The 13,263-nt window shown below is 60.8% G+C and carries 16 protein-coding genes and 1 pseudogene; 5 read left to right on the top strand and 12 right to left on the bottom strand.

Annotated features, from left to right (window positions below; translation table 11 throughout):
* Both ACK59Z_RS05420 and ACK59Z_RS05415 read left to right on the top strand, forming a co-directional pair.
* Positions 1-663, top strand: coding sequence for a response regulator (locus tag ACK59Z_RS05420; RefSeq protein ID WP_060538171.1), 663 nt, complete (start codon positions 1-3; stop codon positions 661-663).
* On the top strand, positions 660-2,024 hold the full coding sequence (locus ACK59Z_RS05415) for a HAMP domain-containing sensor histidine kinase (protein WP_019751180.1): 1,365 nt from the start codon (positions 660-662) through the stop codon (positions 2,022-2,024). Before ACK59Z_RS05420 ends, ACK59Z_RS05415 begins: the two co-directional genes overlap by 4 nt.
* Before the next feature lie 12 nt (positions 2,025-2,036).
* Here the strand turns inward: ACK59Z_RS05415 and arsH are convergent, their stop codons facing one another.
* Genes arsH through ACK59Z_RS05395 form a run of 4 tightly spaced genes read right to left on the bottom strand, consistent with a single transcriptional unit; the run spans position 2,037 to position 4,904 of the window.
* Positions 2,037-2,738, bottom strand: a complete 702-nt coding sequence (gene arsH, locus ACK59Z_RS05410; protein ID WP_004576503.1) for an arsenical resistance protein ArsH — start codon at positions 2,736-2,738, stop codon at positions 2,037-2,039.
* Positions 2,739-2,751: 13 nt separating this feature from the next.
* Positions 2,752-3,222, bottom strand: coding sequence for an arsenate reductase ArsC (locus ACK59Z_RS05405; RefSeq protein ID WP_108191610.1), 471 nt, complete (start codon positions 3,220-3,222; stop codon positions 2,752-2,754).
* Positions 3,223-3,251: 29 nt separating this feature from the next.
* Positions 3,252-4,535, bottom strand: a complete 1,284-nt coding sequence (locus ACK59Z_RS05400; protein ID WP_019751182.1) for an arsenic transporter — start codon at positions 4,533-4,535, stop codon at positions 3,252-3,254.
* A gap of 21 nt (positions 4,536-4,556) precedes the next feature.
* Positions 4,557-4,904, bottom strand: a complete 348-nt coding sequence (locus ACK59Z_RS05395) for a metalloregulator ArsR/SmtB family transcription factor (RefSeq protein ID WP_014756342.1) — start codon at positions 4,902-4,904, stop codon at positions 4,557-4,559.
* 215 nt (positions 4,905-5,119) lie between these two features.
* On the opposite strand from ACK59Z_RS05395, the gene ACK59Z_RS05390 reads away from it, so the two are divergent.
* Complete coding sequence (locus tag ACK59Z_RS05390; protein WP_017147688.1) at positions 5,120-5,293, top strand: hypothetical protein; 174 nt, start codon at positions 5,120-5,122, stop codon at positions 5,291-5,293.
* Positions 5,294-5,412: 119 nt separating this feature from the next.
* Here ACK59Z_RS05390 and ACK59Z_RS05385 read toward each other — a convergent pair whose 3' ends face one another.
* Complete coding sequence (locus tag ACK59Z_RS05385) at positions 5,413-6,420, bottom strand: zinc-binding alcohol dehydrogenase family protein (protein ID WP_108191609.1); 1,008 nt, start codon at positions 6,418-6,420, stop codon at positions 5,413-5,415.
* 151 nt (positions 6,421-6,571) lie between these two features.
* The gene (locus ACK59Z_RS05380) at positions 6,572-7,369 is read right to left on the bottom strand and encodes an SDR family oxidoreductase (protein WP_108191608.1); all 798 of its coding nucleotides are present in this window, start codon (positions 7,367-7,369) and stop codon (positions 6,572-6,574) included.
* Between the two features lie 108 nt (positions 7,370-7,477).
* Between ACK59Z_RS05380 and ACK59Z_RS05375 the strand changes: the two genes are divergently transcribed.
* The gene (locus ACK59Z_RS05375; protein ID WP_108191607.1) at positions 7,478-8,419 is read left to right on the top strand and encodes a GlxA family transcriptional regulator; all 942 of its coding nucleotides are present in this window, start codon (positions 7,478-7,480) and stop codon (positions 8,417-8,419) included.
* A 25-nt stretch (positions 8,420-8,444) separates the two neighbouring features.
* On the opposite strand, the pseudogene ACK59Z_RS05370 reads toward ACK59Z_RS05375, so the two are convergent.
* The 3 genes and pseudogenes from ACK59Z_RS05370 to ACK59Z_RS05360 all read right to left on the bottom strand — a co-directional run.
* A pseudogene (locus ACK59Z_RS05370) lies at positions 8,445-8,669 on the bottom strand (hypothetical protein); the annotation flags it as partial.
* A 75-nt stretch (positions 8,670-8,744) separates the two neighbouring features.
* A complete protein-coding gene (locus ACK59Z_RS05365) occupies positions 8,745-9,209 on the bottom strand; it encodes a hemerythrin domain-containing protein (protein ID WP_010953638.1) in 465 nt (154 codons plus the stop codon).
* Between the two features lie 168 nt (positions 9,210-9,377).
* The gene (locus tag ACK59Z_RS05360) at positions 9,378-10,235 is read right to left on the bottom strand and encodes a glucose 1-dehydrogenase (RefSeq protein ID WP_010953639.1); all 858 of its coding nucleotides are present in this window, start codon (positions 10,233-10,235) and stop codon (positions 9,378-9,380) included.
* A 194-nt stretch (positions 10,236-10,429) separates the two neighbouring features.
* Between ACK59Z_RS05360 and ACK59Z_RS05355 the strand changes: the two genes are divergently transcribed.
* A complete protein-coding gene (locus tag ACK59Z_RS05355; RefSeq protein ID WP_409292564.1) occupies positions 10,430-10,954 on the top strand; it encodes a hypothetical protein in 525 nt (174 codons plus the stop codon).
* A gap of 56 nt (positions 10,955-11,010) precedes the next feature.
* Here ACK59Z_RS05355 and ACK59Z_RS05350 read toward each other — a convergent pair whose 3' ends face one another.
* From ACK59Z_RS05350 to ACK59Z_RS05340, 3 genes are all read right to left on the bottom strand, one after another.
* A complete protein-coding gene (locus tag ACK59Z_RS05350; protein ID WP_029380592.1) occupies positions 11,011-11,550 on the bottom strand; it encodes a type 1 glutamine amidotransferase domain-containing protein in 540 nt (179 codons plus the stop codon).
* Between the two features lie 92 nt (positions 11,551-11,642).
* A complete protein-coding gene (locus tag ACK59Z_RS05345) occupies positions 11,643-12,335 on the bottom strand; it encodes a DUF421 domain-containing protein (RefSeq protein ID WP_409292562.1) in 693 nt (230 codons plus the stop codon).
* Between the two features lie 95 nt (positions 12,336-12,430).
* Positions 12,431-13,201 carry an SDR family NAD(P)-dependent oxidoreductase gene (locus ACK59Z_RS05340; RefSeq protein ID WP_070095519.1) on the bottom strand — a complete coding sequence of 257 codons (771 nt, stop codon included), beginning with the start codon at positions 13,199-13,201 and terminating at the stop codon, positions 12,431-12,433.
* Between the last annotated feature and the right edge of the window lie 62 nt (positions 13,202-13,263).

The raw sequence follows: 13,263 nt of genomic DNA, 5'->3' as shown, positions 1-13,263 counted from the left end.
ATGCGGCTGTTGCTGGTTGAGGATGACATTGCACTGGGGGAAGGGATCTGCGACGGCTTGCGCCAGGAGGGGTACACCCTTGACTGGTTGCGGGACGGTGTCAGTGGCTTGCATGCGCTGCAACACGAGACCTTCGACCTGCTGATCCTGGATCTTGGATTGCCCCGTTTGGATGGCATCGAGCTACTCAGGCGATTACGCGCCGGCGGCGACAGCCTGCCGGTGCTGATCCTCACCGCGCGGGATGCCCTTGATGATCGCATTGCCGGCCTGGATGCCGGCGCCGATGATTATCTGGTCAAGCCTTTCGACCTCAACGAGCTCAAGGCGCGCTTGCGCGCCTTGCTGCGGCGCAGCGTCGGGCGCGCCAAGGTACTGATCGAGCATGCCGGGGTCAGCCTGGACCCGACCACCCAACAAGTGCATTACAACGGCGTCGAAGTTGTGCTCACCCCCAAAGAGTATGTGCTGTTGCATGAGTTGCTGGCACATCCCGGCAAGGTATTCACACGTGAGCGCCTCACTCAACTGCTGTATGGCTGGGATGAAGAACCGGAGAGCAACACGCTGGAGGTGAACATCTATCACCTGCGCAAGAAGCTGTTCAACGGCCTGATTCGCACGGTGCGCGGCATTGGCTATCTGGTCGAGGTCAAGGCATGAGCTCGCTACGCCAGCGTACGCTGTGGCGCGTGATGCTCTTGCTGCTACTGGGCACCGGCCTGCTCGCGCTCTATAACTACCATGACAGCAGCCACGAAATTAACGAGGTGTATGACGCGCACCTGGCCCAGAACGCGCGTTTGCTGCAAGGCGTCATGAGCATGCCGGTACAAGAGGGCTCGCGTGAGGCGCTGTATCAGGCCTTCAACGATGCCTTGGGCAAAGCAGGGCGGCATCAGGTGGGCCACCCTTACGAAAGCAAGCTGGCGTTCCAGGTCTGGGGAGAAGGCATGGCGTTGCTGGTGCATACACCCAGTGCGCCACCCATCGACCCACCACCCACTGCTCCAGGGTTCTACGACTTTTCCAGTGGCGGTGAACAATGGCGCGGTTTCGTTTTGCCGGTGCCGGAAAAACACTGGCTTATCTGGGTGGGTGAGCGTGATGATGTGCGCTACGACCTGATCGACCGCATCGTTCGCCACACGCTGTTCCCGTTCCTGCTTGGCAGCCTGGCGTTGGCACTGCTGGTGTGGGCTGCGATCGGCTGGGGGCTACGGCCACTGCAGAACATGGCCAATGTCATCCGCAGACGCCATGCCGATTCGCTGGAGCCGCTGCAACTGGTACCGCTTCCCACTGAACTGGAGCCCATGCAGGCGGCCATCAATCGCTTGCTGGCGCAGATCGACGATCTGCTGCGGCGTGAGCATCGCTTCATTGCCGATGCTGCCCACGAAATGCGTACGCCTCTGGCCGTACTGCGGCTGCACGCGCAGAACGCGCTGGCCGCCAGCAATGATGCCGAGCGCGAGAAAGCCTTGGGCTTTCTTGTGGGCGGGGTCGATCGGCTGACACGGGTGGTCAACCAGTTGCTGACATTGGCCCGCGTTGAGCCAAAACTGGGGCAGCGAGCCAGCGCCCGTATCGACCTGGCCGAGGTCGTCACCGAAACGCTGGCTGAATTGACCCCATGGATACTGGACCGTGGCTTGGAACCCTCGCTGGACATCGGCGAAGGGGGCCTTCATCTGCAGGTCGACGCTGGCGCGCTGGGCATTGCGCTACAGAACCTGGTGTCCAACGCGGTAGAACACTCACCGCCTGGGGGGCGCATAGCCGTGTCACTGAGGCGCCTGGCCAGCCGTATCGAACTGGTCGTCGAGGATGAAGGGACGGGTATCGACGAGGAGAGCCTATCCCGTGTATTCGAACGCTTCTATAGCCGAAACAGCCCAAATGGTGCTGGCCTCGGGCTCTCCATCGTCGCGACCATCATCGACCGTATGGGGGGGCAGGTACGCCTTGAAAACAGAGCGGGTGGCGGGCTGGCCGCTACCCTGTCGTTTCCACTGTCTTGAATCACGTTTGCGTCAGATGGATCGCTGATTGACCCGCTCAGACAGCTGCTCGGCGCTTTCCTTGCGCTCCGAATAGCGATCCACCAGGAATGCCTGGCGGTCGCGCAGCAGCACGGTGAACTTCACCAGCTCCTCCATGACATCAACCACGCGATCGTAGTACGGCGATGGCTTCATCCGCCCGGTGTCGTCGAACTCCAGATAAGCCTTGGGTACCGAAGACTGGTTCGGGATGGTGAACATCCGCATCCAGCGGCCCAGCACACGCAACTGGTTGACCACGTTGAACGACTGCGATCCGCCGCACACCTGCATCACGGCCAGGGTCTTGCCTTGGGTGGGGCGCAATGCCCCCAGCGCCAACGGAATCCAGTCGATCTGTGCCTTGAACACCGCAGACATCGCCCCATGGCGCTCCGGCGAGCACCACACCTGGCCTTCTGACCATTGCACCAGTTCTCGCAGCTCCTGCACCTTGGGATGCTCCACGGGGACATCGTCAGGCAGCGGCAGGCCCGACGGGTCGAAGGTGCGGGTTTCTGCACCGAAGTGCTCCAGGAGGCGCGCGGCTTCTTCTACCAGCAAGCGACTGAAGGCGCGTTCTCGGGTGGACCCGTACAGCAGCAGGATGCGTGGTTTGTGTTCGCTGGTCGGGGTTGCCGAAGGCGGCAGGTCGAACAGCGTGAGGTCGAGGTTAGGCAGTTGCTCGGACATGATTTCTTCCTGTTCAAAGCGAGCCGATGCGATCCAGCGCGTGCTTGAGCTGCTCGCGGTCGAGTTGATCGAACGGCAGTGTGAAGAAGGCCTGGCAGCGAGATTCGATGCGGGCCAGTGTGGCCCGGAAAGCCGCATCGACCGAAGCTTCGTCACCCACGACATCGGACGGGTCTTCCAGCCCCCAATGCGACTTCAGCGCAGGGCCGAAATACACCGGGCAGGCTTCGCCCGCGGCCTTGTCGCAGACGGTGATGACGATGTCGGGTGGGTTGCCCTCGAACGCATCGTTGCCTTTGCTGCTCAGGCCCTGGGTCGAAATATTGGCCTGCTGCAACGTGCTCAGGCTGCGTGGCAACACCTGGCCCTTGGGGAAACTGCCAGCGCTGACTGCCTCGAAACCGGGCGGTGCCAGGTGGTTGAACATTGCTTCGGACAGGATGCTGCGGCAGCTGTTGGCCGTGCACATGAACAGGACTCGCATGGAGGGCTCCTCCGCTGGGGGGACGAACGTCAGAGGCTCAGGCGCAGTGCCAGAGCAGAAAGGGTGATCAGCAAAACCGGTACGGTGAGCAGCAGGCCGACCTTGAAGTAGTAACCCCAGGTGATGCGCATGCCTTTACGCGCCAGCACATGCAGCCAAAGCAGTGTGGCGAGGCTGCCAATCGGGGTGATCTTCGGGCCGAGGTCGCAGCCGATGACGTTGGCGTAGATCATCGCCTCACGTACCACGCCCTCTGCGCCGCTGGCCTGGATCGACAAGGCGCCGATCAGCACGCTGGGCATGTTGTTCATGACTGAGGACAGCAGCGCGGAGATCAACCCGGTGCCAATGGCCGCGCTCCACAGGCCCTGCTCGGCAAGCCTGTCCAGCAGGTGGGTGAGCATGTCCGTGAGGCCGGCGTTCTTCAGGCCGTACACCACCAGATACATGCCCAGAGAAAAAATCACCACCTGCCACGGCGCTTCCCGCAGCACGCGACGGGTTGAGATGCGGTGACCGCGAGCGGCCACGGCAAAGAGGATTGCGGCACAGACGGCGGCCACCGCACTGATCGGGATGCCCAGAGGTTCCAGTACGAACAGGCCTGCAAGCAACACCAGCAGCACCCACCAACCGACTTTGAAGGTGGCGTGGTCATGAATTGCCTCGCTCGGCGCCTTCAGCGCATCGAGCGCGTACTGCCTGGGGATATCACGACGGAAGTACAGAAACAGCACCAGCAGGGTGGCCGCCACGCTGGCGATATTCACCGGCACCATCACCGATGCGTATTCGGCGAAGCCCAGGCCGAAGTAGTCGGCCGAGACGATATTGACCAGGTTGGAGACCACCAGCGGCAGGCTGGCCGTGTCGGCAATGAAGCCTGCGGCCATGACAAAGGCCAGTGTCGCTGCAGGTGAGAAGCGCAGCGCGAGCAGCATCGACATGACGATGGGGGTGAGGATCAGCGCCGCACCGTCGTTGGCGAACAGCGCCGATACAGCGGCGCCGAGCAGTACGCAGAAGGCGAACAGGCGGTAGCCGCTGCCGTTTGCCCAACGCGCCACATGCAATGCGGCCCATTCGAAGAAACCGGCCTCATCCAGCAGCAAGCTGATGATGATGACCGCGATGAACGTGGCGGTGGCGTTCCAGACAATGGCCCATACGGCAGGGATGTCATGCAGTGAAACGGCGCCTGTAGCCAGGGCGATGATGGCGCCTAGCGCGGCGCTCCAGCCAACACCGAGCCCCTTGGGCTGCCAGATGACCAGTATGAGGGTGAAGACGAAGACAGCAATGGCGGGCAGCATGAAAATCTCGCTTGGTGATGATCAGCAGCAGACGGAATCACGCACGGGGCGACCGTCCATGTTCTTCAGCCGAAGGGCATTGTCAGCCAGCCATTGCGAATTGGCGTGCAAGGTGACCTGAAGCATTTCGTGAACCCAGGAAGGCAGTTCCGGATTCAGCCGGTAATACACCCATTGGCCCTGACGGCGGTCCAGCAGCATGCCATTGCTGCGCAGTTGTGCCAGATGGCGACTGATCTTGGGTTGGCTGTCGTCCAGCGCGCACATCAGTTCGCAGACGCACAGTTCGCCCAGGCTGGCGATAAGCAGCGTGGCGCGAGCGCGGGTTTCGTCAGAGAGGCTCTTGAAGACATCGGGCGGTGTGATCATGGGGGGGGGGGCTGTACATACGGAAAGCCGAATATACGTATTTCCATATGTTCAGGCAAGCATTCCTGGGCTTGTGCGCTTGCAGCTCACCATGGCCACGCCCTTCGGTCGACAAAAGCAGGGTTTTGGCAGGCTTCAGACGCTGATGGCAATGCAGGGTGTATAGTGCTTGCTCGGGTGACTGTCGTTCAGTGGCTCATAACCGAGATGCCAACATGTCCCAGACGTACCCCAGCGCGGCCCAAAAAGCCCATGTGCGCATCTGCGAGCAGGTCGAGGCCTTCCTTCAGCATGGCGGCCGCATTCAGCAGGTAGCGATCGGTGTCACCGGCTACGCTGAAGGTGTCTCCAGGGCGCAGTGGAAAAAAGGGCGCACTGCAAAACCTTGAGGAGGCCAGCCGCCGCCGGGAAACGTTCCTTTCAGGTGGTGGTTCATGGCTTGTGCATTCGCGAAGCGGAGGCCGGGGTGGTCTTGAAAGCTGAGCCCTGGATCAGAACCGGAACGCGATCAGAAACCTTCCAGAACAATCTTGCCGCGTGCTTTCCCGCTCTCGATCAGGGCGTGAGCGCGTTTGAGGTGCTCGGCGTTGATGGTGCCGTAGTGCTCGCCGAGGGTGGTCTTGAGCACCCCATCATCGACCAGCTGTGAAATGCGATCGAGTAGTTGATGCTGCTTGATCATGTCCTCGGTCTGGTACAGCGAACGCGTGAACATGAGCTCCCAGTGCAGGGAGAGGGATTTGCGCTTGAGCGGCATGACATCCAGTTGCGCCGGGTCGTCGATCAGCGCGAGCTTGCCTTGTGGGCGAAGCACTTCGACCAGTTGGGGGAGGTAGGTGTCGGTATGGGTCAGGCTGATCACATGGTCGACCTGGCTCAGCTTGAGCGCTTCCAGTTGATGCGGGATCGGTTTGGTGTGATCGATGACATGATGCGCCCCCAGTTCCTTGACCCAGGCTTTGGTTTCAGGCCTCGACGCTGTGCCGATGACCACCAGCTGAGTGAGCTTGCTGGCGAGCTGGACCAGGATCGAGCCCACCCCGCCGGCGGCTCCGATCACCAGTAGGCTTTGGCCCTGGCCCCCGTTTTCTTCGACACCCAGGCGGTCGAACAGCAGCTCCCATGCGGTGATGGAAGTAAGGGGCAGGGCTGCGGCACTGGCGTTGTCCAGGCTGCGGGGCTTGTGTCCGACGATACGCTCGTCCACCACATGGCGCTCGCTGTAGCTGCCAGCACGGTCGATGGCACCGGCGTAGTAAACCTCATCGCCAGGTTGGAACAACGTGACCTCTGGCCCAACCTCGCGAACAACGCCAACCGCATCCCAGCCAAGAACCTGTGGTTGCTCACCGCCGCGGCTCGCGCGGATTTTCGTGTCGACCGGGTTGACAGCAATGGCCTTTACCTCGACCAGCAGATCCCGGGCACCCGGTTTGGGTTCGGGCAACTGCGCGTCATACAGCGACTGTGGGTCCTGGATCGGCAAACCGGGTTGGGTGTAAACGACAGCCTTCATGGGCGCAACCTCTTGGGTATTGGAAAAGTGAGCTCAGGCTAGTGGTTTGGATTAAGTCGATAAACTGGCCAAATAGCGCAAGACTTTCTCTCCCTCAGTGAAAATGGTGTGAGGCACTCGTTACCAAGCGTAAGCGCCTCACGCGCATCCGTCAGCTGGCGCTGTAACGCGGTGCAAGCTGGTTGCTGGACAGCTGGCTGAACAAGGCCTGCCGGGCAGCTTCGTATTGGTCGAAGGCTTGCAGATCTTGCATCGACGGCAAGGAGATCAGCACTCCGTTGTCGAAGTCCTGCAGCGCACCGTCCACCAGGTCCTGGGCCGACATCACGATGCCGGGGTCGAGGTTTTCGACCGGTAAGCCACCGATTTGCCAGAAGTCAGTGGCGGTAGCCCCGGGCAGTACCGCCTGCACCTGAACCCCCTTGCCCGCCAGCTCCTTGTTCAGGGACTGGGTGAACGCAGTGACGTACGCCTTGCTGCCGCCGTAGACGCCGTTGAGCAGTTCTGGCGCCAGACTGACGATGGACGAGATATTGATGATCGCCCCCTGCTTGCGCGCTACAAAACCGGGTACAGCCGCATAGGTCAGGCGGGTGAGGGCGGTGACGTTCAGGCTGATCATTTCGGCCATGCGTTCGACATCGCTTTCCAGCAGGCTGGTGTGGGTGCCGATGCCCGCGTTGTTCACCAGCATGCTGATGCTGGCGTCTTCGCGCAGCTTGCGTTCTACCTTGGCAAGGTCATCTGTATTGGCCAGGTCGGCCGGGAACACTTCCACGTTCTGCCGCGTTTCGGTAGTGAGGCGGCCCGCCAATGCGTTGAGGCGCTCCCGGTTGCGGGCCACCAGTACCAGGTCATAGCCGCGGCGTGCCAACTGTTCTGCGTAGAGCGAACCGATGCCGGTGGAAGCGCCGGTGACAAGCGCGGTGCCTTTGAATGCCTGTGTCATGGTGATACTCCGTTGCTTTGAGTGGGTGGAGCCATCATGCAGAAGACAGTTTTTGTCTTAAAGGACGTATATGGTAGTTTTTCAGGACATTGCTCAGAGGGCTCAAGCATGCACCGGGTCGGCTATTTGTTAACCGAAGGCTTTCAGATCATGTGCCTGGCAACGCAAACCGTGTTCGAGTTTGCCAACATCGTCGCCGGCAAAGCGGTTTACAGGCTCGAGAACTTTTCTGTCGGGGGCGGCACGGTACGCTCCTCGCTGGGGATGTCTGTCGAGACGCTGCCGTTGGCTGCCCCTGGCCTGGCCGACACCTGGATGGTGACGGGTACGCTGACGCCGTTGACGCCACCCGGTGACGAGGTGCTGGCCAGCGTGCGGGGCTTCGTCGACGCTGCGCGGCGCACTGCGGGCTTATGCACCGGGAGTTTCGTTCTGGCGCAGGCCGGGGTGCTGGATGGGCGGCGTGCTACAACCCACTGGGCCTACGCGAACAAGTTGCGTGAGTTGCACCCGAAGATCGACGTCGAGGAAGACCGGATCTTCATCGTCGATGGGCCGATTTGGACGTCCGCCGGCATGACCGCCGCCCTGGACATGGCCCTGGGCATGGTGGAAAAGGATCTGGGTAACGAGATGGCCAGGTCGGTAGCGCACAAGATGGTCATGCACCAACGCCGTTCTGGCGGGCAGTGCCAGCACTCGGAACTGTTGTCGCTGTCGCCCAGGACGGACCGTATCCAGAGCGCCCTGGATTACGCGCGCAGGCACCTCAGCCGCCCATTGTGCGTGGAAGAGCTGGCCCAGGTGGCGCACCTGAGCCCGCGGCAGTTCACCCGTGTATTCACCGCCGAAACCGGGCAGTCACCCGCCAAGGCCATCGAGGGCCTGCGGCTGGAGGCTGCCCGGCTGATGATCGAGCAGAGCCGGCACAGCCTGGAGGTGGTGGCCAAGGAAACCGGGTTCAGGGACCGCCGGCACCTGCGCGAGGTATTCGTCCGTGTGTTGGGCGTACCTCCTCAGGCGGTGCGAAGGGATGCTCGGCAAGTGTGACCTGCGATTTACTTGAAGCGCGTTTATTCTTGCGCCACCCCCTCAGGTTCATCAGGCACAACACAAGCTGCAGCACAATCAAAGCCCAGGCCTGGGCATGCCACCCCCAGACTGACCACAGTATGTTGCTGGCGATGAAACAGCAGAAGCCCACCATGCGCCGTCCTGGGCGGTGCGACCCGATGCACCAGGCTGCCACCACTGTGACCACCATGGCCGGCCACTCCAGCAATTCGATCCAGCTCTCCATCGAAGCGAGTCCCAAACATTAATCCCTGGCGTCAGGCCGGGCCGGTCGTGTCCGACCCGGCCTGGCGCCTTTGATTCAAGCGGCCCGTTGCTCACCCTTGAGCAGTTTTTTCTGGGCTTGCATGGCGAGCCCCAGCTCGTCCAGTTGGTCTTTGCCGAGGAGCTTTTTCGCGGTGGGGAAGAGTTCTTCCTCCTCTTCTTCGATGTGATGCTCAAGCAGCTCCTTCATCACCTTGACCCGACCGGCGAACTCAAGCGTGCCTGGCTGCGTATGAAGCAGATCAGGCAGCACCAGGGCGTCGACAGTCCGGTGTTCTTCCTTGGCTTCGTAATACATCTTGGCTTCCTCTTTACCACCGGCTTGCTTGATCGCCGGGTAGAGAATGTCCTCCTCCAGAGCGGTGTGGATTTGCAGTTCCTGCTCAATGCGTTGCAGCAGTTCGGCGCGTTTCTTCACGGCACGCTCTGTGGTCGCACAGAGCTCTTCCAGCAGCTTCTTGACTAATTTATGGTCTTGAACCAGCAGGTCGATAGCATTCATGGTGTCACCTCGTCGCGGGCGAATGAAAAATGGCTTGCATGAGGTTGAGTAGCAGTGGGCGGCAGGGTTCAACGCTGATGACGTCTGGTAGGGCACGCGTCAAGCTCAGGCTCGATACCGCTCTGCCAGAGGCGCCGAGGCCCGCGTCAGCAGGCGCCGGCAGCACGATCACAGAATAGGTTTGCCTCCCGTCACGGCGTAACGCGAACCCGAGATGTAGCTGGCTTCATCGGACCCCAGCAAGACATAGATTGGCGCCACCTCTACAGGTTGACCCGGCCGTCCCATCGGGTAACCGGAACCGAAGTTTCTCACCGCCTCATCAGGCATGGTGGCCGGGATCAGCGGGGTCCAGATCGGGCCGGGTGCGACGCTGTTGACGCGAATGCCCTGCTTGCCCAGCAATTGCGCAAGGCCTGCAGTGAAATTGGCAATGGCCCCTTTGGTGGCCGCATAGGCCAACAAGCTGGGTGACGGGTCGTCAGAGTTGACCGAGCTGGTGTTGATGATCGAGCCGCCTTTTGGCATCGAGGGCAGAGCGCGCTGGCAAATGCGGAAAATGGCGGTGATGTTGGTATCGAAGGTCTTTACCCATTCATCGTCGTCAATGTCGTCCAGGCTCTCATGGGCCATCTGGAACGCGGCGTTGTTGACCAGGATATCGATGCGACCAAACTGCGCCACGGTCTTGTCGACGATGTCATGGCAGTGCTGTTTCTGTGCCAGGTCGCCGGGCAGCAGCAGGCACTGGCGGCCCGCCGCTTTGACCCAGCGCGCGGTTTCCTGCGCATCGTCGTGTTCATTCAGATAGGCAATGGCAACGTCAGCGCCTTCTCGGGCATAGGCAATCGCCACCGCACGCCCGATGCCGCTGTCAGCACCGGTTATCAAGGCGATCTTGCCTGCGAGGCGATTGTTGCCGGTGTAGCTCTGCTCACCGCAGTCCGGATACGGATCCATCTTGCGCTGGGAACCGGGAACGCTTTGCGGTTGGGATGGGAAAGGAGGGGTAGGGTAGTCGCTCATGCTGGAAGCTCCTGCAGGGTTGGAACGCTCATTCCCGTTCGAAAGGCGCACCAGGCCAGTGTTGAAGTGGATCTTCGTGCTGAGCGACGAGCGGTTGATGCACCCATTCCCAGTGAATTTTTACCCTCCGCCTAGCTCTACCGCTGACGGGGCCTGCTGGCATGGGTGAGGCCCACGTTATCAAGGAGTCTGCAGTGCCTCGAATCATCACGCCTTCCACGCCGGAACATGAGATCGATCAGACGAACGAGAGGATGTTCGGTACGCCCAAGAAGCGGCTGGATTTCTATCAACGCGAAATTCAGTATGAGACCACCATCCTGGCCAACCGTACCGACGCTTATCTTGCGGCCCAGTCGTTCCTGGTGATCGCCTACGTGTCATCGATGGGTAACCTGAACCAAAGCTGGGGCGAAATGTTCACCCTGATGGTCCCGGCTTTTCTCGCACTGCTCGGCGTGCTCAGTACACTGAATGCCTGGCCTGGCATCCGCGCGGCCTTCCGGATTATCGAGCACTGGCAGATGAAGCAGAGCCACCTGCTGCGCAGCGAGCCGATGATGGGCCTGGCCTATGACGAGTCGCCGCTGTTCTGCGAGGCCGAAACCTCTCAGGCGGGGCACCGCAAATCGCTGCTGTTTTCCTTGCGCACGCCCTGGATTTTCCTGTGCTTCTGGGTGTTGCTGGGCAGCTATTCGGTTTTCATCCAGTTGGCGTGATCAGCGCGCGCTGGTCGGTGCCATGGGCGACCAGCACGCGCTGAAGAGAATCACGCTCAGCCTGCCAATGCCTTGATCAACTGCTCATTGAAGGCGGGGATGTCATCCGGCTGGCGGCTGGTGATGAGGTTGCCATCGACCACCACTTGTTCATCCAGCCACGTACCGCCCGCATTACGAATGTCATCTTGCAAGGTTTTGTAGCTGGTCATTCGCTTGCCTTTGGCCAACCCGCTCGATATCAGCAACCATGCGCCATGGCAGATGACCGCCAGCGGCTTGCCGGCCGCATCGTGGCTTTTAACCAGCTTCTGCGCGCCGGGAATCAAGCGAATCGTGTCCGAATTCTGCACACCGCCGGGCAGCACCAGGGCATCGTAGAGGTCAAGCTGCGCACTGTCGAAAGTCGCATCCACGCTGAACGCGTCGGCGGGTTTGTCATGGTTCCAGCCACGTACCGTGCCTTCTTTTTCGCTCAGGATATCGACCACCGCGCCGCTGTTTTCCAAGGCTTCACGCGGGCCGGTCAGTTCCACCTGTTCAAAGCCATCGGTGACCAGAAAGGCCACGCGCTTGCCGTTCAATTGTGCACTCATCATTTTCTCCTCGTGCTGATAGGCCTTTCATAAGGGCCTGCAAACAGCGAGCAAAGTTCCTGCTCGATGCCTGGCGGTATGGGGAGAACCTGCTAACGGTTGCGCACGGTATCCAATGCAGGCGACCAGACCGTATGACCGCAACGTGAACACGCCAGGGTGTCATGAGGCTCATGGTAGGCCGGGAAACCACAGCTCACGCAGCAATGCAACCCGGCGCCGGGCGGCGATGTGTACTCCGGGCGATGCTCGACCGGCAGCACTGACAAGCCTGGGCGTGTGTCTTGCTGATCGTAGAAATACAAACTGAGATCGCCATCGGTTTCCAGAAGGCCCAGTCGAACCTGGCCCAGGTGCTCGATACCTTGTTGGCGTAGCTCCATGAACAGCTCATTCGGTGAAATGTTCATGTGACGCAGCGAATGGATTTCGTACATGCCCTCTTTCACTACCGTGACCGGCAGCCCGTCGATCCAGGCCTCGCAGGTTCTGTTTCGCCTCATGAGGTAGACCGTTCCTCGGTAAAGCATGAACAGCGTGAGGAAAACCAAGGCCACCGGCAGCAGCGGTACATCTTCATAAAAGGTTACATCGCCGGCCGCTGAGCCCAGGGTGAGAATGACCACGAGCTCGAACCGGGACAGCTGTCTGATACCGCGCCGGCCACTGAATTTCAGAAAGAAGAACACGGCCAGGAAGGCCGCTGAAACACGCACAGCAACTTCCAGCAGAAAGGTAAAAGGAAAGTCGCCTATCAGCATCCGTTGCAGATCAAACGAAACCATTCGCTCCACCCTTCCTTCTGCCGTTGTCAGATAAAGGGTTGACCGTTCTCGCTCAGGGCTGGTTCATCGACTTGGCCTGGAGCTCTCCGCCCGCGTCACCAGGGAATCGGCGTGCCATCCCACGCCCAGAACGTTCCGCTCTGCGCCGGGCCGTGACGGCTCACAAGTGCCAGGATGCAGGTGGCGGCAAACGCGGGCGAGAACAGTTTGCCCGGCGGCACATTGCCCTGAAAGGGGCGGGAAAGCTGGGTGTCGGTGGTGCCGGGATGCAATGCAAGTACCGTTGACGCGGGGTTCAGTCGCTTCAGCTCGATGCTTGCAGTGCGCAGAAGCTGATTGAGCGCGGCTTTGCTGGCACGGTAGCTGTACCACCCACCCAGGTGATTGTCGCCGATCGACCCAACCCGCGCCGACAAGGCGACGAAGGCCATCGGTTGCCGACGCAGCAGCGGCAGCAAATGCTTGAGCAGCAGAACAGGGGCGAAACAGTTGGTTGTGAAAGTGCTCAGCAACCCCGCCATGTCTAGCTGGGTCAGTGCTTTTTCAGCCCTCGCCGGGCCTTCTTGCAGCACGCCAAGCGTGCTGAAGACCAGGTTCAGCTGGTCGCAGCAGGCGCCCACCTGCGCGGCCAGTGTTTGCAGTGCCTGCTCGGATCGGGCGTCGCAGTCGAGGCGAACCAACCGTCGCCCGTGCTCTGTGAACAAGGTATCCAGCGCAGGGCTGGTGGTGGCGCGTCGCGAAACGGCGAACACCAGCCCGATGTCATCACGCGCCAGCAACTGCGTGCACAATGCCAGGCCAATCCCTTGGCTGGCCCCGCAGACCAGCACGTTGGCGGGTGTGTGAAGGTCGTTTATCAGGCTCATTGGCGTGTCCTCTTGGCCGGGCGCTGGCGCCTCGTCCTGTGATGCCTGCCAACGTTCTTGCA

The sequence above is a fragment of the Pseudomonas sp. KCJK9058 genome (genome assembly GCF_046230975.1).
GTDB classification, from domain to species: domain Bacteria; phylum Pseudomonadota; class Gammaproteobacteria; order Pseudomonadales; family Pseudomonadaceae; genus Aquipseudomonas; species Aquipseudomonas alloputida.
The sequence above is the reverse complement of the archived record's forward strand: the minus strand, read 5'-3'. Positions and strand labels throughout refer to the sequence as shown.